Here is a 24950-nt window from a genome sequence, read left to right as displayed (position 1 = left end):
GCAACATCGGATGGCAGCGGTGCCGTGGGTGGGTGGGTCGTCACTGGCCTCAGTAGGCGAGATTGATCCAGGTGGTCTTCAGGTCGGAGTACTTGTCCAGCGCGTGCAGTGACTTGTCACGCCCGAAACCGGACTGCTTGACGCCACCGAAGGGCACGCTGATGTCGCCATCGGCGTAGCAGTTGACCCACACCAGACCCGCCTTGAGACGCCGCGAGACACGATGGGCACGCGCCAGATCGCGGGTCCACAGACCAGCACCCAGCCCGTAGATGGAATCATTGGCCAGTTCGATGGCCTCTTCCTCGCCGCTGAAGCGGGTCACGCCGAGCACCGGGCCGAAGATTTCCTCGCGCATCACGGTGCTGTTCTGGCCGCCTTCCACGATGGTCGGCTCCAGATACCAGCCGCCGGCGGTGGCGTCGCTGGGCGCGATCGCCTGGCCGCCCTGGTGCAGCGTCATGCCTTCCGAGAGCGCCGTCTCGACGAAGCCGAGCACCTTCTCGTGGTGGTCCGCGCTGACCAGTGCGCCCATGCGCGTGGCCGGGTCGAGCGGATCACCGGCCGGCATGGCGCGGGCGCAGGCGATCAGGCGCGGCATGAAGTCATCGAAGATGGCCTCATCGACATACAGGCGCGAACCGGCGATGCAGACTTCGCCCTGATTGATGAAGATGGCATCGGCGGCGGCGCGCGCGGCCTGGTCCAGGTCCGGGCAATCCGCGAACACGATATGCGGCGACTTGCCGCCACACTCTAGCCACACACGCTTGAGGTTGGAGTCGCTGGCGTAGCGCATGAAGCGCTTGCCGGTAGCGGTGGAGCCGGTGAAGGCCAGCGCATCGACTTCCATGTGCAGGCCGAGCGCCTGACCCGCCACCGCGCCCAGGCCCGGCGTGACGTTGAACACGCCCGCCGGAATGCCGGCTTCATCGGCCAGTGCCGCCAGACGCAGCGCACTCAGGCTTGAGGCTTCGGCCGGCTTGAGCACCACGCTGTTGCCCAGCGCCAGCGCTGGCGCGAACTTCCAGGAAGCGATCATCAGCGGGAAGTTCCACGGCACCACCGCCGCGACCACACCCAGCGCTTCACGGGTGATGGTGGCGTGCACGTTCTCGCCGGTGGGCGCGATCTCGTCGTAATGCTTGTCGATGGCCTCGGCGTACCAGGCTACCGAGCGCGCGGTTTCCGCCAGATCAAAGCCCAGGCTGTCGCCGATCGGCTTGCCCATTTCCAGCGTCTGCAGCAGGGCCAGTTCTTCGGCATTGTCGCTGATCAGCTGGGCAAAGCGTTGCAGCACGGCCTTGCGGGCCTGGGGGGACTGACGCGACCAGACACCGGATTCGAAGGCGCGACGCGCGGCCATCACGGCGCGGTCGATGTCCTGCTCGGTGCAGGCGGTGATATGCGCCAGCACTTCGCCGGTGGCCGGATTCCAGGCCGGGAAGGTGTCGCAGCCGGTGCTTTCGGTATAGGCGCCATCAATGAAGGCACGCGTCTCGAAGGTCAGCGCGGCGGCGCGTTGCTGCCAGTCGGCATGCGTCAGCGGGGCGGATGTGGCAGTGCTCATTGGGCGTTCTCCGCGGTGTTGTGGGTCGCATTGGCGTCGTCAGTGTTGGTGCTGACGATGCCGGCACGCTTGAGCATCGCCAGCAGCAGGACGTTGGCGCCATCCTCGAGATCGGACGGTTCGGCGTTCTCGCTCTCGTTGTGGCTGATGCCGTCTTCGCAGGGCACGAAGATCATCGCCACCGGATTGATGCCGGCGATCTGCACGGCGTCGTGACCGGCGCCGGTTTCCATGTCGCGGTAGCTGAGTTCCAGCTCTTGACTTGCGCTGCGCACCATCTCGATCAGTTCCGGCGCGAAGGGCGTCGGCGGAATGTGCTGGACCTCGATCAGCTCGATGTCCACGCGTTGCTTGTCGCTCTGGTTGGCGGCGTGATGCTTGAGGCACAGCGCCTTGAGCTGGTCGTGCATCTCGGCGAGCACTGCCGGTTCCAGATGACGCAGGTCGACGCTGAAGCGCACCTGGCCCGGAATCACGTTGCGCGAGTTGGGATGCACATTGAATTCGCCACAGGTGACGCGACCGTTGGGCTGGTAGGCATCGGCCAGCGTCAGGATGTCACTGACCAGCGCGCAGGCGGTCTTGAGCGCATCGCGGCGGTAGGGCATCGGCGTCGGGCCGGCGTGGGCTTCCTGACCGCTGACCACCACGTCAAACCAGTGCAGACCCAGCGAGCCGGTGACGGCGCCGATGGTGATCTCTTCCTGCTCCAGCACCGGGCCCTGCTCGATATGCGCCTCGAAATAGGCGCCGAAATCATGGCTGCCCACCGGCACGTCGCCGGCATAGCCGGTGCGCGCCAGTGACGCGGCAACGCTGTCGCCGTCACGGTCGGTGGCGGCCAGGGCCTTCTCAAGCGGGATCAAGCCCGCATGCACGCCGGACCCCATCATCACCGGCACGAAGCGGCTGCCTTCCTCGTTGGTCCAGATCACCACTTCCAGCGGGGCTTCGGTCTCGATGCCGCGCTCATCCAGCACGCGCATGACTTCCAGGCCGGCCAGCACGCCGTAGCAACCGTCGAACTTGCCGCCGGTGGGCTGGGTGTCGATGTGGCTGCCGGTGGCGACCGGCGGCAGGCTGTCATTGCGCCCCGGGCGACGGGCGAAGATGTTGCCGATCTCGTCGACGCGCAGTGTCAGGCCAGCGGCCTCGAGCCAGCCGGTGACCAGCTCGCGGCCGGCGCGGTCTTCTTCGGTCAGGGCCAGACGGCAGTTGCCGCCCTTGGGCGTCGCGCCGATCTCGGCCAATGTCATCAGCGCGTCCCACAGGCGCTTGCCATCGACGCGCAGGGCGAGGCTATCCAGAATCTGCTGGGTCTGTTCGGTATTGGCAGAGGGAGCTGAAGGGGTAGTGGTAGTGGACATGTTGTTGTATGACTCCTGTCGTCGCGCTCTGGCGGCATGGTTCAACTGTTCTGACGGTTCAACTGTTCTGACTGGCGACCTTCCCGCCTTCGGGCGACGGGAAGGTCGTCCGAAGGCGGGAAGGAGCGCCTCACTGTGACTTACTCGGCCGCGTTGCGCGTGAGGGCATCTTCACGGATGCCGCTCAGCAGCTTGCCCGGGGCGATGCCGTCCGGGTCATAGCGCAGCTCGATCAGGGCCGGCAGACGCTCGCGGTCGGCGAATTCCAGGGCGCGCTTGAAGCTTTCCTCGAAGTCCTCGTCCTTCTCCACGACCTGACCCAGGCCGCCGTAGGCGGTGACTAGCGCCGCGAAGTCCGGGTTGGTGAAGGTCAGCGCGATCTCGCGGCCCGGGAAGTCGTTTTCCTGGTGGGCGCGGATGGTGCCCCACATGCCGTTGTTGAACACCAGCACCACGACGCCGAGGCGGTACTGCAGTGCCACGCCCAGTTCCTGCAGGTTCATCTGGAAGCAGCCATCACCGGCGTAGCAGACGGCGGGGCGTTCCGGGAATTCCAGCTTGCTGGAGATGGCGGCGGGCAGGCCGTAACCCATGGAACCGACGGTCGGGGCCAGCGAGCTGCCCAGGCCACGGAAGCGCACGTAGCGGTGGGCGTAGAGCGCATAGTTGCCGGCGCCGACGCTGATGCAGCCCTTGCCATCGAGAATGCGATCGACGGTCAGGCTGACCTTGTCCAGGCTCAGCGGGCCCGGCGACGGCTGCTCTTCCAGTGTGGCCAGATAGGCGGCGCGTGCCTCGCGGGTAATGCCGGACCAGCGCGGCGCGCTATCCGGTGACAGGGTGGAGAGCGCCAGTGCAAAGCCGTTGACGTCGGTATTGATGGCCAGCGTCGGCTGATAGACTCGGCCCAGCTCTTCCGGGTCTGCGTAGATGTGCACCAGCTTCTGGGTCGGCACTGGCGACTGGATCCAGCTGTAGCCTTCGCTGGTGGCTTCGCCGATACGGGTGCCGACGGCGATCACCAGATCACTCTCGACCAGCTGCTGGCGCAGTGCGTCATGCATGCCCATGCCGACGTGACCGGCGAATTGCGGCAGTTCGGCATCGACGCACTCCAGACGGCGCCAGGCGACACCGGTGGGGATATCGAAACGCTCGGCGAAGCCTTCCAGCGCGACCTGGGCATCGCGGGTCCAGCCGCTGCCACCGACCAGCAGGAAGGGGCGCTCGGCGCTGGCAAGCAGGCGCTTGAGCTCATCCAGCTGCGGCTGACCCGGGTAGGTGGCCAGACGCGGGTGCGGCTTGACGTCCGCGACCTGGGCTTCGCCCCACAGGGTGTCTTCGGGCAGCGCCAGCACCACCGGGCCCGGGCGGCCGCTGCGCGCCACCTGATAGGCACGCGCGATGTATTCCGGAATGCGCGAGGTGTCGTCGATCTGCGCGACCCACTTGGTCATCTCGCCGAACATGCGGCGGTAATCGATTTCCTGGAAGGCTTCGCGCTCGATGAAGTCGCCCCCGACCTGACCGATGAACAGGATCATCGGCGTGGAATCCTGATAGGCGGTGTGCACGGCGATGGAAGCGTTGGTCGCGCCCGGGCCACGGGTAACGAAACATACGCCCGGCTCGTTGGTCAGCTTGCCGTAGGCTTCGGCCATGTAGCCTGCACCACTTTCCTGGCGACAGACGATGGGCTCGATGGCGCCCTTATGCTCATTGAGCGCATCGATGCACGGCAGGTAGCTTTCGCCCGGCACCAGGAAGACACGCTTGGTGCCGTGCAGCCGGATCTGGTCGACGAGGATCTGCCCGCCATTGCGCAGCGGCAGGGTGGAAGCGGAGGAAGTGTTCGTGGCCTGAGTCATGGGAGTGCTCTCGTTGTTGTTGAGAAATCAGTGTTGAGAAATCGGTGTTGAGACGCCGCTAGTGTTGAAGCGGCAATGAATTCGGTGCGCGCTCGGCAGGGCCGCCTTTCAGAACTGCGACGCGGTGCTGTCGGCGGGCATCAGGTCTCCGCCCCATCAGCGGGCCTCGGGCCAGCGCCGCGAGCGGGCATCAAGTCATAAAGCGCTTCGAGCTGTTCGGGGTGGATGACGCAACGCGCCTGCAGCCCCTGCTGATTGGCCCAGTGCTGGTCGGTGCCCAGCCCGTGTTGCCAGCGCCATGGGCCATCGATGGCCAGTCGTTCATGGCGCTGGCAGACCTTCGCCAGCCGCGCGCGCCACGGCTTGAGGGTCTCGGTGATGGTGGCGACAGGCTGGTTGGGCATCAGGCCCAGATCCGCGGCCAGATCTCCGGTACCGATCAGTGCGCCCAACAGGCGTGGCGTATCATCGCCGGGGGCGAGCAGTTCCTCTGCGGCCAGCAGTCCGGCCTGGCTTTCCAGTGTCGCGACGCTCTTCAGGCTGCCCCGTGGCAGGCCGCGCAGCGCTTCCTGCTCGGCCAGGGCGGCATCCAGCGCTGCCAGCTGGGCGCGTTGCTCGACGGCAGGCAGGAAGATGGCGGCGGGAGACCCGCTGGAATCGCCTTGGGTGGTGCTGATCAGTTCGGCCAGTTCGTCATGTCCGCCCTGCGTGAGCCGGTTGAGACGCACGCACGGCCACACCTTCAGGGCACGGGCGCGTCTGGCGAAGTCGGCGAAGCGACTGATGGCAAGCTTGCGTCCGGCGGCCGGGGTGAACTCTTCGAGATCGACCACGATGGCATCGGCGCCGCTGGTGAGGGCGGCCTGCAGACGGGCGTCGTCGTCACCCGGCACGAACAGCCAGCGCTGGGGAAGCTTGTGGTCCATGGCGGTGGTCATCACTCAGCCCTCCATCAGGTTGGGTAGGAACAGCACGAGTTCCGGAATGAAGGTGATCAGCATCAGCACGGTCAGCATCGCGCCCAGCATCAGGCCCAGCGGGCGCAGCGAGTCGCTGACGTTGATGCCGGCGATGCGACAGGCGGCCATCAGATCGATCCCCAGCGGCGGCGTATTGGCGCCGATGGCCAGATTGACGGTCAGCAGTACCCCGAAGTGCACCGGGCTGATGCCGTATTGCGCCAGCAGTGGCATCACGATGGGTGTCACGATGATGATGATCGCCACGCTTTCCATGAAGGACCCCAGCACCAGCAGCACGGCGGTCAGCAGCAGCAGGACGCTGATGCGGCTGTCGGTGAATTCGCCGATCAGCTGGGCGATGGCCTGCGGCACCTGCTCGTAGGTCAGGCCCCAGGCGAACATGCCGGCCGCACCGATGATCAGCAGGATGGCGCCGGTGGTCTCGGCGGTTGCACGGACGCTGTCCAGGAAGCCGCGCCAGGTCAGGCTGCGATAGACACAGGTGCCGATGATGATGGCGTAGAGAATCGCGGAGGCGGCGGCTTCGGTGGGCGTGAAGACCCCGAAGCGGATCCCGCCGATGATCATCACCGGCACCATCAGGGCCGGCATGGCGCTGAGCAGTGCGCGGCGACGCTCGCCGGGCACACGGGCCGCGACACCGCCCGACCAGCCATGCTTGCGTGACATGTAGAGGGCGACGCCGACCAGCGCGACGGTCAGCATCAGGCCGGGGATGATGCCGCCCATGAACAGCTGGCCCACCGAGGTATTGGAGGTGGTGCCGTAGACGATCATCACGATGCTGGGCGGAATCACGGTGCCGATGGAGCTGGCGGTACCGACCAGCGCACTGCTGAAGCCCTTGTCATAGCCGTTGCGGGCCATGGTGGGCAGCAGCATGCTGCCGATGGCGATCACGTCCGCCACGCCGGAGCCGGACAGCGCGCCGAACATCATGCAGGCGAGTACCGCGACCACCGCCAGGCCTCCGCGGATGTCACCGACCATCGCCATGCACAGGCGTACCAGGCGTTCGGTCAGACCGGCGCGGTTCATCAACTGGGCGGCGAGCACGAACAGCGGGATCGCCAGCAGGGTGAAGCTTTCCATCCCAGCCACGAATTGCTGCGCCGAGACCATCATGGGCGCGGCACCGAAGGCCAGCAGGTAGAAGAGGGCCGACATCAATAGCGCGAAGGCGATGGGAATGTCGATGAGGATGCCGAGCGCGAATACGCCGAGCAGAGCCAGTGCGCCGAGAGTCATGAGGCATCTCCTTGGCGTGGGGATGACGTGGCGTCATCGGCCAGGGTGTCACGGGAGGTTGCGGTCGGCGTCAGCAGGTGCTCCAGCTGTACCAGTGCCATCGCGGTGCAGCACAGCGGCACGGACAGATAGACGATACCGGCCGGAATCTGCAGCGCGGTGGTGGTCTGACGCATCGTGATGGCACTCAGGTCCATGCCTGCCTTGGCCAGCAACAGCAGCATGATCAGGATCATGGCGTCAGTGATGCGTCCGGTGATGCGCTGGATACGCACCGAGCGCACCAGCAGCGGCAGCAGGCCCGCACTCAGGTGAGTGCGGTTACGGGTGCAGGACACCGCGGCCAGCAGGGTGGTCCATACCAGCACCAGCTGCGGCAACTCTTCTGCCCAGTGCGGCGGCTGGCCCATGATCCAGCGCATGAAGACGGTCCAGATCACCAGTGCCGACAGCGCGGCGACTCCGCTGGCAGCCAGGGCCAGACAGCCCCGGCAGCTCCAACGTGAGAGGGTGATCATCAAGGTACGCACGACACACAACACGGCCTGCGGCTTGACGGAGGGAGAGGCGGAAGACATCGTTACTCGCCCTTGCGGTATTGCTCGACCAGGCCCATCAGCTCAGGCCCGAAGACGTCGGTGTACTCGGCCCAGACACCCTGCACCTTGGCATTGAAGGGTGCGGTGTCGACCTCGTTGACCTGCATGCCTGCCTCTTCCAGCTTGGCGACCAGCTCGGCGTCATCCTTCTGGGTCATCGCGCGCTGCTTGTCACGCCATTCATCGGCGCTCTTCTGCACCGCGGCCTGATCCTGCTCGGAGAGCTGGTTCCAGGTGAAGTTGGAGATGGTCAGACACGCCGGTGCCCAGACGTGACCGGTGAGGGAGACGTAGTCCTGCACTTCGCTGAAGGAAGAGGAATAGATGATGGCCAGCGGGTTTTCCTGGGCATCGAACACGCCCTGCTGAAGCGCGGAGTAGAGCTCACCGAAGGACAGCGGCGCCGGGCTGGAACCCAGTGCGGTGAAGGTATCCAGACGCATCTTGTCCGGCGTGACGCGAATCTTGAGGCCCGCGAGGTCTTCCGGGGTGGTGATGGGGCCACGGTTGTTGGTGACGTGACGGAAGCCGTTTTCCCACCACGACAGGATCTTCATGTTGTGCTCGTCGGCGACGTCCTCGAGCGCATCGCCCAGCTTGCCATCGTAGGCGGCGTAGGCGTGTTCGCGGTCCGGCCAGGAGTAGGGCAGTTCGACGATGCCGAAGCGGGCATCCAGCGGCTGGAAGGAGCCACAGCCGATCACGCCAGCCGGCACGCTGCCGATCTGCATGCCTTCCACGACCGTCTTCTCGTTGCCGAGCTGTCCGCTGGGGAAGACCTGGAAATTGACGCGGCCATTAGTGGCCTCGGCGACATCCTTGGCAAAACCTTCCGCAGCGATGTTCCAGCTATGGGTGGGCGCCAGCACGTGGCCGAGCTTGATATCCTGAGCCTGAGCGGCGCTCAGCGGCAGGATAACGGTAGCGGCAATTGCAGCGGTCAGCAGGGTACGCTTCATCGGGACACCTCTTGGAGTTGTTATCGTTGTGACAGGCGCCTCTGTGTGCGCCTTGATCCAAGAGTGTGTTCTGTTCGTGTATTTCGGTAGTTTCGATTTTTTATTCTTGGTATTAACCAGATTTATGCTGGGTCTCGATGGCTCGCCAATCCTGTAGTCCAGTCCTTTGATATACCGTTATCTTGATTTGCTGCTCATTGCAGTTCTGGCAGGGCTGGGCGCAGCAGCAGTCATCGGGGCACGCAACACAAAGCGCCCGCGAAGAGACGTGTCTTCGCGGGCGCTGAGATATCACTGAGGCGGCCTGGTTGGCACCTCAATGTCGCCTGACTGTCGTTTAAGAACCGCTCCCGCGTCAGGCCACCGCCTTGTCCAGTGCCTGGCTGACATCGGCGATGATGTCGTCGATGTGCTCGATCCCCACCGAGATGCGCACCAGATCCGCCGAGACACCGGCCTTGGCCAGTTCTTCCTCGTTGAGCTGGCGGTGAGTGGTGGAGGCCGGGTGACAGGCCAGCGACTTGGCATCGCCGATATTGACCAGGCGCAGAATCATCTGCAGTGCATCGATGAACTTGCCGCCGGCGATGCGTCCGGCTTCGGCCTTGTCGTCACCTGTCGCGTCCGTCTTGATGCCGAAACTGATGATGCCGGAGGCCTTGCCGCCGGTGATCTTCTGGCAGGTGGCGTGATAGGGGCTTTCCGGCAGGGCGCCGTAGTTGACCCAGCTGACGCTCGGGTGCTGTTGCAGGTATTCGGCCAGTGCGAGCGCATTGCTGCAGTGGCGCTCCATGCGCAGGCTGAGGGTTTCCAGGCCCTGCAACAGCAGGAAGGCGCTCTGCGGTGACAGTGCCGCGCCGGTATTGCGCAGCGGCACCACGCGGCAACGCCCGATATAGGCAGCCGGGCCGAAGGCTTCGGTGTAGACGACGCCGTGGTAGGAGGGGTCCGGCTCGTTGAGGATCGGGAAGCGGTCCTTGTTGGCGACCCAGTCGAACTTGCCGGAATCGATGATGATGCCACCCACGGTGGTCCCGTGGCCGCCGATGTACTTGGTCAGCGAATGAATCACGATATCGGCGCCGTGATCGAAGGCGCGGCACAGCACTGGCGTGGCGACGGTATTGTCGACGATGAGTGGCACGCCATGCTTGTGAGCGATCTCGGCCAGACGCGCGAGATCGACGATGTTGCCGGCAGGGTTGCCGATGGATTCGCAGAAGACGGCGCGGGTCCTATCATCGATCAGTGCTTCGAGGCCTTCGAAATCATCAAAGGCTGCCATGCGTACCTCGACTCCCTGACGCGGCAGGCTGTGGGCGAAGAGGTTGTAGGTGCCGCCATACAGCTGGCTGGTGCTGACGATGTTGTCGCCGACCTGCACCAGCGCCTGGATGGCATAGGTGATCGCCGCCATGCCGGAGGACACCGCCAGCGCCGCGATACCGCCTTCGACGGCGGCCATGCGTTGCTCCAGCACGTCATTGGTCGGGTTCATGATGCGGGTATAGATATTGCCCGGCACCTTGAGGTCGAAGAGATCCGCGCCGTGCTGGGTATCATCGAAGGTGTAGGAAGTGGTCTGGTAGATCGGCACCGCCGCGGCCTTGGTGGTGGCTTCCGAGGTATAGCCGTGATGCAGGGCGAGGGATTCCAGCTTCATGTTGTCAACCGACATGACAGTGTCCTTGTGCGAGAGCGTGGCGAAGTTCTTGTTGTGTCGTGCGCTTTTCGTTCGTGCTGTTTGCGATCGTGCGGCTGCGATCTGCCGCCAACACCAACAGGGTGCATACCGCGACGACGCCCAACATTAGCAATGGCTCATCAGGATGTCTAAGCGTTTCCCGGCGCGGGCTGTGGCAGTGTCTTGAGAGCAACAGCTCGGAGATTCCATCATGGTGGGCACAGGAGACATGGATGTGACATCACAAGACATCATATGCCAGCAGAACTGGTTGCAAGGCCCGTATGGTGCGTTGTTCGTGGCCCGATGGCAGCCTGCCGTCCCGGCCATTAACCCAGTGCGTGCGCCCATCATTCTGCTGCATGACTCACTGGGCTGCGTGGCGCTGTGGCGAGGCTTTCCTGCAACGCTGTCGGCCAGTAGCGGACGCGAGGTAATCGCCTACGACCGGGCAGGCTTCGGCCGTTCGGAGGCACGCCATCACTCCATGCCGCTGGATTTCATCGAGCAGGAGGCTTGTGGCGACTTGCAGGCCGTGATCGAAGGGCTCGCGCTGGAGCGCTTCATCCTGCTTGGCCACAGTGTCGGCGGGGGCATGGCCATCGCCGGCGCCGCGACACATCATGCGCGTTGTCAGGCTGTCATCACGCTGGCGGCGCAGGCGATGGTCGAGGAGCTGACCCTGAACGGTATCCGTGAAGCGCAACGCCTGTTTGCCGAGCCCGACCAGCGCGCACGACTTGCCCGATATCACGGATCCAGGACCGAGTGGGTGCTCAGCGCCTGGATCGATAGTTGGCTGGCCCCCGCTTTCCGTGACTGGTGTCTCGATGCCTCTCTGGCAGCGTTGCGTTGTCCGCTGCTGGTGATCCATGGCGCGCAGGATGAGTACGGAAGTGCTACCCAGCCGGCGCGCCTGACAGAGAACGCGGGGCGCGGCGCTGAGCTGCATCTTCTCGACGACTGCGGACATGTTCCGCATCGCGAACAGCCAGAGGAAGTGATGACACGACTTGTTCGCTTCCTTGCCGCTTGCGCCTGACATCCAGCGCCTTGCCCTGACCGTCCCCCTTGCATGTCGACTCACCCTACACCGCGCTGTTGTCAATGACAGGCCGCTGACTGGGTGGCACGCCAAACTGGCGACGAAAGGCGGTGGCGAAATTGGCGGCGCTGCGATACCCCGCCATTTCGGCCGCGGCCTCCACCGTGACATTGCGGTCCTGAAGCAGGTGAGCGGCACGGACCAACTGTCGTCATCTCAGGTCCTGCGTCATGGTCTGGCCGTAGGCGTCGCGATAGCGGCGCTGCAACTGGCGCACGCTCATGCCCAGACGAGCGGCGATCTCCGCCTGACTTTGATAGGCGACTTCCCCGTTGTGGATCCAGTCTTCCAGCGTTTCCTTCCAGTCTGCCGTCTCCCGGGGAGGATGCCTTTCCCCGGTACCCGTCTGGGCGGGTCTGGCCGTCAGGCATTCACTGATCATCTCCAGCGCCAGCGATTCGATTCCCAGACGCTGGACCGGGTAGGTGGGTCGCTGTCGGCTGAAGGTGTCCAATCGTTCCAGCAGACGCGGGGACGGCCACCAGTGGAAATGCGCCAGATGGCGCATGTGGGACATCACCTCACTGGCACGTGAGGCGTTCAGGTGCCATTTCAGCCAGGCCGGCGTCAGCGTCAGGATGGCGCTGTGTTCGTGGGCCCCCTTGAGACTGTTCAGTCGGAATTCAGTGGGCTCGTCCAGAGCGATGCACAGTGCACGCCCCGGCTTCAGCGCATGGCAGTGTGGCCCGAAACTGACCTCTGGCTCCCCACGCCACACCACCGCGATCTTCAGCGATGGCTCGATGCGGGAGCGAATCATCAGATCCGCTAGCTTGCGCACACGGTTGAGGCGCATGAACAGTCCCGGCTGCGCTTCCTGTAGATGCATGTTGCCGATCAAGGCGCCGTCAGCGGACTGGCCCTCTGCAGGCTGGCATTGGTGGTCGCTGGTCAGCGCGCGCGCCATGCGATGCACGTGGTCGAGCTCGATGATCCAGGACACGACAGGAAAGGGGACACGATGAAGAAGGTGAATGCACGAGGTCGCGGTCTGTGCGGGGCAGGCACGCGTCGTCTGATGATCGGGGCAGGTGTGGTGCTGGTCAGTCTGCCGGCACAGGCGGAAGACGCGACGATGGTGCTGGATACCCAGCGGGTGACGGGACTGCGTCTGTATGACATGGCGTCCAGTGAGCAGAGCGGCGGCTACAGTGTTGACGCTGCCACGGTGGGCTCGAAGGTGCCGGCCTCGCTGCGCGACATCCCGCAGTCGGTGAGCGTGGTGACCCATGACGCCATCGAGGACCAGAACTTCATCACGCTTGATCAGCTGGCGGCACGTACGCCGGGTGTGCGGGTGCTGAACAATGACAGCGGTCGCTCGTCGATCTTCGCGCGCGGCTATGAATACGATGCCTACAGCATCGATGGGCTGCCCGCACCGATGTCGAGTCTGACGGGCTCGGTGCCTTCCCTGACCGCCATCGACCGGGTCGAGGTGATGCGTGGGCCGTCCGCCCTGTTCAACAGCACCAGTGAGCTGGGCGGAGTGATCAATCTGGTGCGCAAGCGCCCGACCGATACCTTCCAGGGCTCCATCAGCGGCAGTGTCGGGAAGCTGGAAGACCGAAGCGTCAGTGTCGATATCTCCGGGCCCATCGATGAGCAGGGCCGTATCCGCGGCCGCCTGGTGACACGCTCCACCGAGCAGGCGCAATGGGTGGATGACAATGACAACACGCTGAATGATTTCTATGGCGCGCTGGATATCGATCTGGATGAGAATACCGAGCTGTCACTGGGGGTGATCCACAACACCAAGGACATCACCGTCAATCAGGGTCAGCCGGTGGATGGAGACAACAACTTCACCTATGGCCGCCGTTCGGCATTCTACGGCGCTGACTGGAATAGCTTCGAGAGTGATTCCACCGATGTGATCGCCGAGCTGACCCACCGCTTCAGCTCACGCGGCTATGGCCGGCTGGCGGCGCGTTACAGTGATCGCAAAGCGGATTATGAATACGCCTACAGCGGCTCGGCACTGAGCGATACCGGCGACTTGAGCAGTGTCGCGGGTTATGCCGGTTTCACCGATGAGACCTCGGTGAGCGTGGACGCCAGCTACACCCAGGGCTTCGATGCCTTCGGCAACCAGAACGAATTCGTGGTCGGGGTCGATTACAAGACATCGGAATCGGACACCACCGCAGCGCGCACCAGCAACCTGACCGGCTCCGGCGCCAGCATCAGCGAGCTGAACAACCTCGCCTATGTCGACATTCTCGGCAATGCCCGTGATGGCGTGAGCGGTTACAGCCTGTCGCGCACCGAGACCACCCTGGAAGAGCAGGGCCTGTACGGCAAGGTGACACTGCGTCCCGTGGCACCGCTGGCAGTGATACTGGGTGCGCGCGTCAGCCAGTTCTCGGCCGAGACCGAAGACAAGCTCAACGGCGGTAGCAGCGACATGCAGGACACCGCGTTCACGCCCTATGGCGGACTCGTGTATGACCTGGATGCCGACCACTCTATCTACGCCAGCTATTCCAAGGTCTTCGAGCCGCAGACCAGTGAAGATGGCAATCTAATCGACCCGCGCGAAGGCGAGCAATACGAGATCGGGATCAAGGGCAGCTATCTGGATGGTGCGCTGAATGCACGCATCAGCGGCTTCCAGCTGACCGATAGCCACCGCGCGGCATGCTCGACCGATGGTAGCGTCAGTTATTCGGTGGATTCCGGCAAGATGCGCATCACCGGCGCCGAGCTTGAACTGGCCGGCAACATCACGCCGCAGTGGGATGTCATCTTCGGCTACACCTACATGGACTCCGAGGTGCTGGAAGCCGGCAGCTCCGATGCGCTGCTGATGCCCAACAACATGGTCAATCTGTGGACCCAGTATCGCTTCGAGGGCAACCTGCTGGATGGCGTGTCCGTCGGTGCCGGCACGACGGCGCTGAGCGATTTCGACAGCACCCAGGGCACCATCCATGCGCCGGGCTATGCCGTGTTCGATGCCATGCTGGGCTATCAGTTCACGCCCAGACTCAGTGGCCAGCTCAACGTCTACAACCTGTTCGATCGTGAATATTACGTGCGCGCCGGTTCGGCCAGTGTCTTCAACTTCGTGGGACGCCCAGCCAGCGCCGTCGCGACCATGAAGTACGAGTTCTGATGATGCGTCTCGGATTGCGAGCACGCGTGAGGCTATTCGTCCGGCGACAGGCCTGGGGCCTCATATGCTGACTACCGGTACTGTCTGCATGCCGGCCTTGGCCATGGCTCACACCGCTGATGATGCGCTGCCAGGCACCACGACCTCTTTCACCCAGCATTCGCGTCTCACGGGGCACGATTATCTGATCCAGGTGGCGCTGCCGCAGGTCGCGCCGCCTCAGGGAGGTTATCCGGTACTGCTGGTGCTGGATGGCAATCGCTACCTGGACCTGTTCACGGCGGCGCGGGACGTACTGGGTCGCCGTGGCTTTGACAAGGCGCCGTCAGATCTCGCCATCGTCGCGGTCGGCTATGCGGGCACTGACGAGCAGGCAGAGGCGGCGCGGGGTACCGTCACGACGCTGCACTTCAAGGACTTCACGCCACCGCTCACCAGCGGCACGGCCCCTGAGGGCACGGGCGGTGGTGAAGATTTTCTCGCCTATCTGACCCAGGCTCTGCCGTCTGAACTGGCCTCACGCTATCCGCTCGATCTCGAGCGGCCTGCACTGGTCGGTCACTCGCTTGGCGGCCTGTTCGCACTTCATGCCCAGCAGCAGGCGCCCGAGGCCTTTGGCGCCATCTTCGCGATCAGCCCTTCGCTGTGGTGGCTGCAGGAGAATGATCAGGCCAACTGGCCGCTGCGTCTTGTCTGCTCCGAGGCGACGGGCCCGGTATTGATTGCCGCTGGCGGACGCGAGCAATCGCCGCAGCCACAGCGTAATGACCCAGAGCGGGACAGACAGCGTGTTAAGCGCGCGATGATCGACAACGCCCATGCCTATGCCCGCCAGTTGGGCGAGCGCTGCCCGCAGATCGAGGTGCAATGGCGGCGTTATGCAGGCGAAGACCACGGCAGCGTGATGTGGCCCGCCGCGCGCTCGGTGATGGAAATGTTGTCGGGGGCACGCTGATCAGGCTTGCCTGCGTGAGAGCGTGCATGGGAGAGGAAGCCGCTAGACAGTAACAACACGACGGCGGCATCAGCGTGGGACGTTTTGTCCTTGCTGATGCCGCCGTCGTCTTGTTTCAGCGCCGCTTGTTCAGAGCGGTTCGTGTCATAGCCTCTCGTGTCAGAGCGATGCTTGCTTGTCAGAGCGATGCTTACATCACCGCACGCACCGCGAGGAACAGCACCGTCGGGGCGAGCAGAATGCCCAGGCCGGTGTAGAAGGTGGCCGTCATCGCGCCGTAGGGCACCAGGCGGGCATCGGTGGCGGCGAGACCGGCCGCGACGCCGCTGGTGGTGCCGATCAGGCCGCCGAAGATCATCGCGGAGCGGGGGTTGTCGAGCCCGATCAGGCGCGCCGTCATCGGCGTGGCCACCATGGTCAGGATCGATTTCACCAGCCCGGCGGCAATCGACAGCGCGACCACTTCGGAGCTGGCCCCGAGCGTTGCCCCGGTGACCGGGCCGACGATATAGGTGACCGCGCCTGCGCCGATGGTGGTGATATCGACAGGATCGGTATAGCCGAAGGCGATGGCGACCCCGCCACCGGCGACGAAGGAGATCAGCACGCCGACGAACAGCGCCACGACACCCCGAAAGCCGGTCTGACGGATTTCCCGCAGGTTGACCCCGTAGGCGGTGGCGATGATCGCGAGATCACGCAGCATGCCGCCACCCATCAGGCCAAGCCCCGAGAACAGCGTGACATCCGAGAGGCCCTTGCTGCCGCCGGTGGTCGCGCCGCCCACATAGGCCAGCACCAGGCCGAGGATGATGGCGATGGCGGAGCCGTGTAGCTTGCCGTGGGTCAGGTTGTTGCTGATCCAGTAGGCGACATACATCGCCAGGCCGATCACGGCGAAGGCAGCGACCAGATGATACTTGTCGAACAGTTGGACGAGTGAATCGATCATGGGTCAGCCCTCAGAGTTTGTGCGCAGGTGTGGAGGAAGCGTGGCGATTGCGGTCCAGCACCGGGGCACCCGTCGTCACTGAGGTTCTGGTCGGCGTGTAGCGGGTCTCGCCGGCCAGCGGGTCATCTTCCAGCGCATTTTCGGGGCGCTTGCCGGTCAGCAGCGGCACGAGGGCCAGCCCCAGCACCACGGCCAGTACGCCCGCGACCAGCGCGACCATGCCACCACTGAAGGCTGCGACCACGTTCTGGCTGGCGGCCATCGCGACCACGATGGGGATGTACATCGCGTTCCAGAAATTGATGCCACTGGCGGTGCTGTCGGCCATCTTGCCGCGGTCCTTCAGCACGCCGGTGATGAAGATGAGCAGCAGCATGGCGATGCCGACACCGCCGAGATTGGAATCGATATTGAGCATTTCTCCGAGCAGATCCCCGATCACGAGACCGGCCATCATGCACCCTGCGAGCAGGGCAACTCCGTAGATCACCATGGCGTAATACCTTCTTGTTGTTGTGGTGAAGTGGTGGTGAATCAGTGTGGCGTCTTGTCGTCTATCTGACTTGTCTCTTTATCCAGGTTGGCTGGCCTGGCGTTGCGTGTCTTGTGACTGACTTTTGCGCGTCCTGTGTCTGTCCTTTGCTGGGCTTGAGGGTGAGTGAACCCACCGGCATGACGTGATGGCGTCACGCCATGCCATGGCACGAATGTATCGAGTATCAGGCCTGCCAGGGGTGGCTCAGCCGTGTGAACGGGCCGGCTCAGGGGCGAACAGCTCGGCATACTCCTCGCGCAACTGTTTCTTCTGTACCTTGCCCATCACGTTGCGTGGCAGGCTGTCGATGAAGAACACGCGCTTGGGCTGCTTGTAGCGGGCCAGCTTGTCGCTGAGGGCGGCGAGCACCGCCGCTTCATCGAGACTGCCCTGGTGGCCGGGCTGCATGACCACCACCGCGCAGACACCTTCGCCGAAGTCTGGATGCGGCAGGCCGAACACCGCCGATTCGTTGACGCCGGGCATGTCATCGATCAGCAGCTCTACCTCCTTCGGGTAGATGTTGTAGCCGCCGGAGATGATCAGGTCCTTGTCGCGACCGCTGATGCACAGATAGCCATCGGCATCGATATGGCCTAGATCGCCGGTGATGAAGAAGCCATCCTCGCGGAATTCGCTGGCGGTCTTCTCCGGCATCTTCCAGTAGCCCTTGAAGACATTGGTACCGCGCACCTCGATCAGACCTGTCTCGCCACGCGGTAGGACGGCACCTGTCTCGCGGTCGGTGATGCGGACTTCGCTGCCGGGCAGCGCCATGCCCACCGTGCCCGGACGGCGCTCGCCATCGTAGGGGTTGGAGGTGTTCATGTTGGTCTCGGTCATGCCGTAGCGTTCGAGAATCGCGTGGCCGGTGCGTGCGCTGAATTCGCTGTGGGTCTCGCTGAGCAGCGGTGCGGAACCGGAGACGAACAGACGCATGCCGGCGGTCGTCTCGCGATTGAGGCGCTCGGACTCCAGCAGTCGGGTGTAGAAGGTCGGCACGCCCATCAGCACGCTGGCGCGCGGCATCAGATCCAGAATCTGCTCGGCATCGAACTTCGGCAGGAAGGTCATCGAGGCGCCCACCGTCAGCACGATGTTGCAGGCCACGAACAGGCCATGGGTGTGGAAGATGGGCAGGGCGTGGATCAGATGGTCATCAGCAGTGAAGCGCCAGGTTTCGGCCAGCGCCTGGCAGTTGGAGGCCAGATTGGCGTGGGTCAGCATCGCGCCCTTGCTGCGCCCGGTGGTGCCGGAGGTATAGAGGATGGCGGCGAGATCATCGGCGGCACGCGGCTCGATTTCACTGCTGACGCTGCACTGGCGCGCCTGCTCCATCAGACTGCCGTCCTGCTCGGTGCCCAGACTCTCGACACGCGGCACACCACATTCCTTGCCCAGTGCGCGCGCCGTCTCCAGCACTCTGGGCTGGCAGACATACAGGTGCGGCCCGGCGTCGCCCAGGAAGTAGCGGATTTCCTCGCCGGTATAGGCAGTATTCAGCGGCAGATAGACCGCACCGACCTGCAGGCAGGCCAGATACAGGATGACCGTCTCGCAGCTCTTGTCGATCTGCACCGCGACGCGGTCGCCCGGTGCCACGCCCAGCTCGCGCAGGGCAGTGGCCATCTGGCCGGCGGCGGTGCGTGCCTCGGCGAAGGTGTAGCCGTGACCTTCGACGGTGTCGAGGAGGGTGGCATCCGGGCGCTCATCGAAGTTGCGCGCGAATTGCAGATAGAGGTTGGCGTGGTCGGCGTGAGACATCATTGGCTCCAATGGCATTGTTTTTGTGGTGAGGCGTGCTCCGGCAGGCGGCGTGCCTGACGGGCGAATCATTTTTCGAGCGGCTTATTCTTTGAGCGGCTCATTCTTCCAAAGACTCAGGCGCTGGCTTGCTGTCATTGGCATCAGCAGCCGACTTCGGCGCGGGCGGCTGCTCGTCTGTTTTGGGTGGCAAGGAATCGCTTTCCTTCCTGGCTTCGCGCTTCGGCGCCTTGGCCAGCTCCTTGTTGGCTTTCGATTCCTTCTTGACCTCACTGCTACAAACCACGCTGTCGTTGCGGCTGAAGGCCTCGTGGTTCTGCTCGATGCGGTGCGGCTCGTAGAGGTAATTCACCATCAGGCCGTGGGCCTGCTGGCGGCCATTGGGCGAGGTATCGCCGGGCCAGTTGAGGCGGTGCAGGCTGGCGCCGTTGCCGAGATGGAAGCGGGCGACCGGGTCCATCGGCTGGCCGCTGCGGTGCTTGACGTTGACCAGATAATGGGCGGCGAGGGCGCGCAGTTCCGGCGCCATCTTCTGCTGGGCTTCCTCGTCATTCATCCAGTCATCGTGTTCAAGGTGATGGGCCAGCAGGTCGGAGACTTCCAGGCCTTCGTCATCACGTGCACTGGCCAGCCACTGACTGAAGCCGGGCACCGGCGAGAGAGTGACGAAGCGGCTGAGGTTGGGCAGTTCGCGTTGCAGCTCCTGCACCACCTGCTTGATCAGGAAGTTGCCGAACGAGATGCCTTTCAGGCCCTTCTGGCAATTGCTGATGCTGTAGAAGACGGCGGTGTCCGCCTCGCGTTCTGTGGTCTGGCCGCTGTTGGCGAGCAGATGCTGGATGTTGTTGGGCACGCCCTTGCACAGCGCCACCTCGACGAAGATCAGCGGCTCGTCGCCGATGGCCGGGTGGAAGAAGGCGTAGCAGCGGCGGTCCTCGGGGTCGAGACGGCCGCGCAGGTCGCTCCAGTCCTGGATGGCGTGCACCGCCTCGTAGCGGATGATCTTCTCCAGTACCGCGGCGGGCGTGTTCCAGTCGATGGCCTCCAGCATCAGGAAGCCGCGATTGAACCAGGAGGCGAACAGGTGCGCGAAGTCGGCATCCAGCGGTTTCAATTCCGGATGCTGCTTGATGAGCTTGAGCAGGTCGGCACGCATGCGCACGATTTCATAGGTGCCGCCGGGGCACAGGTTCAGACGGCGCAGCAGCGATTGGCGCCTGGGTTCGCTGGCGGCGAACAGTGCACTGAGATTGGCGTTGTCGGGGGAGTCGCGATAGGCCGCATAGGCGGCGTGAATGCGGTCTTCATCGGCGGCGTAGTGCTCGGCCAGCACGCGGAAGAAGGCGAGGCGCTGTTCGTGGTCCAGCTGCTGATAATCCTCCAGCGCCCGCTGGGCCATCATGATGCGCGAGGCTTCACCGCTGCTCTCGGTGAGGTTGTGACAGCTCTCGGTGAGGCGGGCGAGGGCGGTGTCTTCATTGCCGGCGCCGGGCGAGAGGCCGACCTGCTGACGGGCACGCTGGCCGACGTGGGTCAGCAGGTCCTGCAGAAAACTCAGATTTATGTTCATGGCGGTCTTCCTCAAGGCGCGAGACGCGAAGCTGTGGTGGCTGATTCCTATTCATTGCTCAGTATGGCGTCTGAGACTTGAATATTTGGCTTCGTCTTGTTGTATACAACAAATAGGCGCCTGATGTGTTAGCGTCAAGCCCTGGCATGCCAGACACGACTAAAGTCAGTTTCCTGTGTGGCTGCATCCCCTGTTCAATGAGGGCTGGGGAGCAAAGCCTGAAGCGCGTGGTGGTGGGCGTGACAGCGGTGAATCAATTTCTGCTGTAAAAGCAAAGGCGCAACAATAAGAAGGCCGCTTTCAGAATCATCGCTGCTGACACGTTCATGGTGACTGACAAGGCCACAGCGACTGACAAGCGATGCCCCATCAAGACCGCTTCAACGAGAACAGCCGCCAGGCCACAGCACAAGGACGCCGATGATGATCAAGATGTCTCATGCGCAACGCCTGCGAGACCTGCTGGAAGACGCCATCGTCGAAGGGCGCTTCCCGCCGGGCACCAAGCTCGATCCCGAAGCGCTGGGCCGCGAGTATCAGTGTTCCCGCACCCCGATTCGCGAGGCGCTGCAGCAGCTCGCCGCCTCCGGCATGGTGAAGGTAGTGCCCAAGCGCGGCACCTTCGTGACGCAGCTAGGGGTGTCGGAGCTGGTGGAACGCTTTGAAGTCATGGCGGAACTGGAAGCCATGTGTGGCCGACTCGCCGCGCGACGCATCACCCCGCAGGAGCTTTCTGGACTCAAGGACGCCCACGCCGCTTGCCGTGAACGCCTGGAAGCCGACGACGCCAATGGCTACTACTACGAGAACGGGCTCTTTCATCACTGTCTCTACCGCGCCAGCCACAACGCTTTCCTCACCGAAGAAGCCACGCGCCTGCACGCCATCCTCAAGCCTTACCGCCGCCTGCAACTTCACGTCCGCCACCGCATGCACAGCTCCTACGCTGAACACGAAGCCATCGTCGCCGCCATCGAAGCCGGCGACGCCGCTGCTGCAGAACAAGCGCTGAAGGATCACGTGCATATCCAGGGGGAGAGGTTTACCGATCTGGTGGCGAATATTGAGCGGTTGCATGATTCTGCATAAGCTTTCGCCATCGACCGATTTCGCGTCATGCCTCTGATTGTGAGGCTGATTTTTACTGAAGATAAACTTCGGCGAGATTGAGTATCAAAGACGGAGCGTCTCGAAGAGGGGCCCTTATGTAGAGAAGAGAGTACAGACCGTTTTTATTCTTGGCTGGCGCCTGTCGCCTTGCCAGCTTTGTAGGAGCGATGCAGAGGTGATGCGAATATCGTCACTATTCACTCAATTGCCACTGTCGGAGCAACTATTATCATCAGGACAGATGTCATGCTTGTCTCCAGCCAGCTTGGTAGGTACCCCGAAGTGAAATAGATGACAACCTTCTCAGTGTCGATCGTCAATATTTATCAGGCTTTGCGAATTATTTGCTGTTCTCGGTGTAATATACCCCTATATGTCGGGTTCCGTCTGATTGACTACAGCTTGCGTAAACAGCTCCGGTCGTTCGACCTGCCACTCCTTCATTGCTGCTATAGGCGCTTTGTGGTGTAGTGCCTTCTGAGGAATGTGGTGGTTATAGAGCCAGCAATAACGCTCGAGTGTCTGTTCTAAATCCTCACTTGAGTCATAACGCCGAGTCGCCAGAACATCGCTGATACGCCCATTGAAGCGCTCCACCATCCCGTTCGTTTGGGGTCTGCCTGGCCTGATCAATCGATGCTCAATGCCATGGTGCTGACATTCCTGATCGAAAAGATGATTTCCACTGGGCTTACGTTCGCCACCCACGGTAAAGCGATCGGTAAAGGATTTACCGTTGTCCGTGAGCACGGTTCGAATCGTGAAGGGAGCCTCCTCTTCCACACGCTTCATGAACGCCTGGGCATCCTTTGCAGATTGACTTGATCTGACCTCCAGATACACCCACCGAGTGGCACGATCAATCGCGACGTAGAGATAACGCTTCTGATCTTCGTCAGGCATTTGGGGCAGGTGCTTGATATCAATGTGCACATACCCGGGCTCATAATCCTTGAAAGGCCGATGCTTGGGCTTCTCGTCCTCCTTCGCATCTTGACGCGCCAACTTGGCGAGAGTCGGCACATCACGTCGTTTGAGCATGCGCTGAAGTGCGGAACGCGACAGATTGGGGTTCAGGAATTCCCGAGCAACGACAAGTAGATCATCGAGCCCCAGGCGAAGCAGTTCACGTGCGGCGATGACGATCTCTTCCTGTTCTGAGGTCAGAGTCGCGAGTAGGTTATGACGTGTGTGGGAACGATCCAGGACATCATCACGATAGCGCCAGCGCTGTATAGTTGAGACGCTGACCCCGAACTGACGAGCGAGATCTTTGTTCGTCATGCTGGAGGGAGCTGCTTGGATGTCGGCACGGATTTTCGGTGTCGTCGTCGCTTGCTTATGCAGCTTGATGTCCATGAAGCTTTTCCTGAATCAATTGCTTGATGAGCTCACGAGAGGCTAACAAAGGATAGCTTCGTTGTGAAATCCGATCATCCGGCACCCTACATCTAATTGGTTGTTTAGGAGTAAAATATGAGTGCTATTTAGTTTAGTCTTTATACAACTGATTGAAGCCTTTGACGCTGAACCCCTTGAGAAATTGATCGCCAATCTTCAGGACAGGCACGCTGCGAAAGCCTGTCTTGGCGAATTCCGTCTGGCCCGCGGGGGATCGGACGTCCACCAGGCGGAAGCCGATCTTCTGCTGCTCCAGATACTGCTTGGCTGTCTTGCAGTGTGGGCAGTTGGCCATGGTGAAGAGTGACACCCGTTTCATTGCTGTGCTCCCGTGTTGATCGATCCCGCGCGTTATACGCATAGCCTGAGATGCTGGCGGGCAATGATACCAGCCGTTGTTCTCTCTCTACACCAGCACTTCCCGCATCTGCACCTCTTGCACCAGCACTTTCCACACCGGGCGTTGTGAAGATCAGCCCTTGCGCGGGATATGGCTCATCGTATGTTCCGCCAGGGCCGTGATGGTCAGGCTGGGATTGACGCCCAGATTGGCGGCGAGCATCGAGCTGTCACAGATCAGCATGTTGCGGTAATGGAAGACGCGATTCTGACCATCGCAGACGCCTTCCTCGGGGGAGGCCGCCATGGCCGCGCCGCCCATGCAGTGCGCCGTGGTCGGGATGTTGAAGAGTATCTCGGGGATGCTGCTGCCGGGGATGGCGCCAATGGCCTCTGCGCCACGCGTGACGAAGTCATTCGCCTCGGGGATGAAGGTGGGAATGCGCTTGCCTTCGGTGACCAGCGCCTTGCGAAATGGCCAGTACCACAGGCGTTTGAGCGTCATGTCGAGGTGGCCCTCCGCCGTCTGCATGCACAGGAAGATGATCGTTTCCTTCGCGAAGCCCCACGGCAGCTGGAATTTCAGCGCGCGGCGCGGATTGGCCGCCACCACCTTCGCCATGGCCTTGAGCCACGAGAAGGGGCGTGTCCAGCCGGGCTTGCCTCTGGCCATCGCGGTGAACAGCAGCCCCATGAAATCGGAGCCCGCCGGATAGCGCGTGGCTTCGATATGGGTGTGCTCATCGATGTGAATGCCGGAGCCGATGGCGATGCCCTTGGACATGTCATCGCGACTTCCCGGCATGCGACAGCTGATCAAGGACTCCGCATTGGTGCGCACCCGCTTGCCCAGTGCGTCCGAGAGGTTCGGCAATGAGCCCTTGTCCTTGAGACGGAACAGCAACTCCTGGGTGCCAAGCGACGAGCCTGCGAAGACGATGGACTGACAGGTGACACGGCTCTTGCCCAGGCCAAGATAAAGCCCGGCGAAGGTGGAGGGCACCGTCGTTACCACATAGCCATCGGCACCATCCGTCTTGGCATTGAGCGGTACGACATCGATCACCTTGGTTTCGGCATGCACCTGGGCGCCGTGCTTCTCGGCCAGATACAGATAGTTCCTGTCGAGAGTGTTCTTGGCGCCATGGCGGCAGCCCATCATGCAGCCGCCACAGCCGATGCAGCTTTTCCGTTCAGGCCCTTCGCCAGCGAAGTACGGGTCTGGATGGGTGCTACCGGCGGCGGGCGTGGCACTTTCGCCCTCGGGGCCGAAGAAGATGCCGACCTCGGTGGGGTACCAGGTGTCTTCGCAGCCGGCGACTTCCGCCATGCGTTTCAGGGCGTCATCCGCCGGCGCGATGATCCGATTGGTCGTCACGCCGAGCATCTGCTGCGCCGTGGCGTAGTGCTCCGGCATCACCGCATGCCAGTCATTGAGTCCCGCCCATTGGCCGTTGTCCCAGATCCTGGCAGGCGGCACCAGCAGTGTCTGCGCATAGGTGATGGAGCCGCCACCCACCGCGTTGCCGTGCAGCACGATGACATGGCGGAATAAGCTCATGGTGAAGAAGCCGCGCAGCCCCAGCATCGGCCGCCACAGCCAGCGGCTCAGACGCCAGTTGGAGCGGGGCATGTTGTCCGGCGTCCAGCGCTTGCCCTGTTCCATGACCGCCACGCGATAGCCTTTCTCGGTCAGACGATGCGCGCACACCGAGCCGCCAAAGCCCGAGCCCACGATCAGGTAGTCGTAGTCGAGGCCATGGTCGTGCTCTTGTGGCGCAGTGGCGCTGGCGTGGCGATCAGCGGTCGTCATCGATAGT

21 protein-coding genes are annotated in these 24950 nt (G+C 62.8%); 4 read left to right on the top strand and 17 right to left on the bottom strand.

The annotated features are described in order from the left end of the window. Positions 1-49 precede the first annotated feature (49 nt). The 8 genes from U0O11_RS09280 to U0O11_RS09245 all read right to left on the bottom strand — a co-directional run bounded on the left by U0O11_RS09280 (position 50) and on the right by U0O11_RS09245 (position 10257). The gene (locus U0O11_RS09280) at positions 50-1570 is read right to left on the bottom strand and encodes an aldehyde dehydrogenase (protein ID WP_303568107.1); all 1521 of its coding nucleotides are present in this window, start codon (positions 1568-1570) and stop codon (positions 50-52) included. After that, positions 1567-2937: a Zn-dependent hydrolase gene (locus U0O11_RS09275; RefSeq protein ID WP_107334686.1), complete on the bottom strand. Its 1371-nt coding sequence runs from the start codon at positions 2935-2937 to the stop codon at positions 1567-1569. Before U0O11_RS09275 ends, U0O11_RS09280 begins: the two co-directional genes overlap by 4 nt. A gap of 140 nt (positions 2938-3077) precedes the next feature. After that, positions 3078-4805, bottom strand: coding sequence for a thiamine pyrophosphate-binding protein (locus U0O11_RS09270; RefSeq protein ID WP_324689557.1), 1728 nt, complete (start codon positions 4803-4805; stop codon positions 3078-3080). A 140-nt stretch (positions 4806-4945) separates the two neighbouring features. Next, a complete protein-coding gene (locus U0O11_RS09265) occupies positions 4946-5743 on the bottom strand; it encodes an aldolase/citrate lyase family protein (RefSeq protein WP_324689555.1) in 798 nt (265 codons plus the stop codon). A gap of 3 nt (positions 5744-5746) precedes the next feature. After that, positions 5747-7036, bottom strand: a complete 1290-nt coding sequence (locus tag U0O11_RS09260; protein WP_054556959.1) for a TRAP transporter large permease — start codon at positions 7034-7036, stop codon at positions 5747-5749. After that, on the bottom strand, positions 7033-7614 hold the full coding sequence (locus tag U0O11_RS09255; RefSeq protein WP_324689551.1) for a TRAP transporter small permease: 582 nt from the start codon (positions 7612-7614) through the stop codon (positions 7033-7035). Before U0O11_RS09255 ends, U0O11_RS09260 begins: the two co-directional genes overlap by 4 nt. A gap of 2 nt (positions 7615-7616) precedes the next feature. Beyond that, positions 7617-8594 carry a TRAP transporter substrate-binding protein gene (locus tag U0O11_RS09250; RefSeq protein WP_324689549.1) on the bottom strand — a complete coding sequence of 326 codons (978 nt, stop codon included), beginning with the start codon at positions 8592-8594 and terminating at the stop codon, positions 7617-7619. Positions 8595-8949: 355 nt separating this feature from the next. Further along, positions 8950-10257 (bottom strand): O-acetylhomoserine aminocarboxypropyltransferase/cysteine synthase family protein, encoded by a 1308-nt coding sequence (locus U0O11_RS09245; protein ID WP_324692508.1) that lies wholly within the window; start codon positions 10255-10257, stop codon positions 8950-8952. 256 nt (positions 10258-10513) lie between these two features. Here U0O11_RS09245 and U0O11_RS09240 point away from each other — a divergent pair, with 256 nt between their 5' ends. Next, positions 10514-11320 (top strand): alpha/beta fold hydrolase, encoded by an 807-nt coding sequence (locus U0O11_RS09240; RefSeq protein WP_324689547.1) that lies wholly within the window; start codon positions 10514-10516, stop codon positions 11318-11320. Positions 11321-11366: 46 nt separating this feature from the next. Here the strand turns inward: U0O11_RS09240 and U0O11_RS17645 are convergent, their stop codons facing one another. Continuing rightward, complete coding sequence (locus U0O11_RS17645) at positions 11367-11528, bottom strand: helix-turn-helix domain-containing protein (RefSeq protein WP_442872625.1); 162 nt, start codon at positions 11526-11528, stop codon at positions 11367-11369. Positions 11529-11534: 6 nt separating this feature from the next. Next, positions 11535-12326, bottom strand: coding sequence for a hypothetical protein (locus U0O11_RS09235; RefSeq protein WP_324689545.1), 792 nt, complete (start codon positions 12324-12326; stop codon positions 11535-11537). 18 nt (positions 12327-12344) lie between these two features. Here U0O11_RS09235 and U0O11_RS09230 point away from each other — a divergent pair, with 18 nt between their 5' ends. Continuing rightward, the gene (locus U0O11_RS09230) at positions 12345-14504 is read left to right on the top strand and encodes a TonB-dependent siderophore receptor (protein ID WP_324689543.1); all 2160 of its coding nucleotides are present in this window, start codon (positions 12345-12347) and stop codon (positions 14502-14504) included. A gap of 103 nt (positions 14505-14607) precedes the next feature. Next, positions 14608-15459 carry an alpha/beta hydrolase gene (locus U0O11_RS09225; RefSeq protein WP_324689541.1) on the top strand — a complete coding sequence of 284 codons (852 nt, stop codon included), beginning with the start codon at positions 14608-14610 and terminating at the stop codon, positions 15457-15459. A 190-nt stretch (positions 15460-15649) separates the two neighbouring features. Here U0O11_RS09225 and madM read toward each other — a convergent pair whose 3' ends face one another. The 4 genes from madM to U0O11_RS09205 form a co-directional block, all read right to left on the bottom strand. Further along, positions 15650-16411: a malonate transporter subunit MadM gene (gene madM / locus U0O11_RS09220; protein WP_175090148.1), complete on the bottom strand. Its 762-nt coding sequence runs from the start codon at positions 16409-16411 to the stop codon at positions 15650-15652. Between the two features lie 10 nt (positions 16412-16421). Beyond that, positions 16422-16904, bottom strand: a complete 483-nt coding sequence (gene madL / locus U0O11_RS09215) for a malonate transporter subunit MadL (RefSeq protein ID WP_175090149.1) — start codon at positions 16902-16904, stop codon at positions 16422-16424. Between the two features lie 246 nt (positions 16905-17150). Next, positions 17151-18710 carry a malonate--CoA ligase gene (locus U0O11_RS09210; RefSeq protein ID WP_324689539.1) on the bottom strand — a complete coding sequence of 520 codons (1560 nt, stop codon included), beginning with the start codon at positions 18708-18710 and terminating at the stop codon, positions 17151-17153. A gap of 100 nt (positions 18711-18810) precedes the next feature. Further along, positions 18811-20274, bottom strand: coding sequence for a malonyl-CoA decarboxylase (locus U0O11_RS09205; RefSeq protein ID WP_442872653.1), 1464 nt, complete (start codon positions 20272-20274; stop codon positions 18811-18813). A 429-nt stretch (positions 20275-20703) separates the two neighbouring features. Between U0O11_RS09205 and U0O11_RS09200 the strand changes: the two genes are divergently transcribed. After that, positions 20704-21369, top strand: coding sequence for a GntR family transcriptional regulator (locus U0O11_RS09200; protein ID WP_324689535.1), 666 nt, complete (start codon positions 20704-20706; stop codon positions 21367-21369). A 390-nt stretch (positions 21370-21759) separates the two neighbouring features. Here the strand turns inward: U0O11_RS09200 and U0O11_RS09195 are convergent, their stop codons facing one another. From U0O11_RS09195 to U0O11_RS09185, 3 genes are all read right to left on the bottom strand, one after another. After that, positions 21760-22749, bottom strand: coding sequence for an IS481 family transposase (locus tag U0O11_RS09195; RefSeq protein WP_324689533.1), 990 nt, complete (start codon positions 22747-22749; stop codon positions 21760-21762). 133 nt (positions 22750-22882) lie between these two features. After that, positions 22883-23110 (bottom strand): glutaredoxin family protein, encoded by a 228-nt coding sequence (locus U0O11_RS09190; RefSeq protein WP_324689531.1) that lies wholly within the window; start codon positions 23108-23110, stop codon positions 22883-22885. Between the two features lie 153 nt (positions 23111-23263). Next, the gene (locus U0O11_RS09185) at positions 23264-24943 is read right to left on the bottom strand and encodes a GMC family oxidoreductase (protein ID WP_324689529.1); all 1680 of its coding nucleotides are present in this window, start codon (positions 24941-24943) and stop codon (positions 23264-23266) included. Positions 24944-24950: the final 7 nt, after the last annotated feature.

It is taken from the genome of Cobetia sp. D5 (assembly GCF_035666195.1).
In the GTDB taxonomy this organism is placed as follows: Bacteria; Pseudomonadota; Gammaproteobacteria; order Pseudomonadales; family Halomonadaceae; genus Cobetia; species Cobetia amphilecti.
Note: the sequence above shows the minus strand (reverse complement) of the source record. Positions and strands in the feature narration are given on the sequence as shown.

What these genes read in the sequence shown, in the direction of transcription:
- U0O11_RS09245 (WP_324692508.1), bottom strand. Translation starts at nt 10,257, where the DNA reads ATGAAGCTGGAATCCCTCGCCCTGCATCACGGCTATACCTCGGAAGCC.
- U0O11_RS09185 (WP_324689529.1), bottom strand. Translation starts at nt 24,943, where the DNA reads ATGACGACCGCTGATCGCCACGCCAGCGCCACTGCGCCACAAGAGCAC.
- U0O11_RS09250 (WP_324689549.1), bottom strand. Translation starts at nt 8,594, where the DNA reads ATGAAGCGTACCCTGCTGACCGCTGCAATTGCCGCTACCGTTATCCTG.
- U0O11_RS09275 (WP_107334686.1), bottom strand. Translation starts at nt 2,937, where the DNA reads ATGTCCACTACCACTACCCCTTCAGCTCCCTCTGCCAATACCGAACAG.
- U0O11_RS09230 (WP_324689543.1), top strand. Translation starts at nt 12,345, where the DNA reads ATGAAGAAGGTGAATGCACGAGGTCGCGGTCTGTGCGGGGCAGGCACG.
- U0O11_RS09280 (WP_303568107.1), bottom strand. Translation starts at nt 1,570, where the DNA reads ATGAGCACTGCCACATCCGCCCCGCTGACGCATGCCGACTGGCAGCAA.
- U0O11_RS09255 (WP_324689551.1), bottom strand. Translation starts at nt 7,614, where the DNA reads ATGTCTTCCGCCTCTCCCTCCGTCAAGCCGCAGGCCGTGTTGTGTGTC.
- U0O11_RS09260 (WP_054556959.1), bottom strand. Translation starts at nt 7,036, where the DNA reads ATGACTCTCGGCGCACTGGCTCTGCTCGGCGTATTCGCGCTCGGCATC.
- U0O11_RS09225 (WP_324689541.1), top strand. Translation starts at nt 14,608, where the DNA reads ATGGCTCACACCGCTGATGATGCGCTGCCAGGCACCACGACCTCTTTC.
- U0O11_RS09200 (WP_324689535.1), top strand. Translation starts at nt 20,704, where the DNA reads ATGATCAAGATGTCTCATGCGCAACGCCTGCGAGACCTGCTGGAAGAC.
- U0O11_RS09210 (WP_324689539.1), bottom strand. Translation starts at nt 18,710, where the DNA reads ATGTCTCACGCCGACCACGCCAACCTCTATCTGCAATTCGCGCGCAAC.
- U0O11_RS09270 (WP_324689557.1), bottom strand. Translation starts at nt 4,805, where the DNA reads ATGACTCAGGCCACGAACACTTCCTCCGCTTCCACCCTGCCGCTGCGC.
- madL (WP_175090149.1), bottom strand. Translation starts at nt 16,904, where the DNA reads ATGGTGATCTACGGAGTTGCCCTGCTCGCAGGGTGCATGATGGCCGGT.
- U0O11_RS09265 (WP_324689555.1), bottom strand. Translation starts at nt 5,743, where the DNA reads ATGACCACCGCCATGGACCACAAGCTTCCCCAGCGCTGGCTGTTCGTG.
- U0O11_RS09190 (WP_324689531.1), bottom strand. Translation starts at nt 23,110, where the DNA reads ATGAAACGGGTGTCACTCTTCACCATGGCCAACTGCCCACACTGCAAG.
- U0O11_RS09195 (WP_324689533.1), bottom strand. Translation starts at nt 22,749, where the DNA reads ATGGACATCAAGCTGCATAAGCAAGCGACGACGACACCGAAAATCCGT.
- madM (WP_175090148.1), bottom strand. Translation starts at nt 16,411, where the DNA reads ATGATCGATTCACTCGTCCAACTGTTCGACAAGTATCATCTGGTCGCT.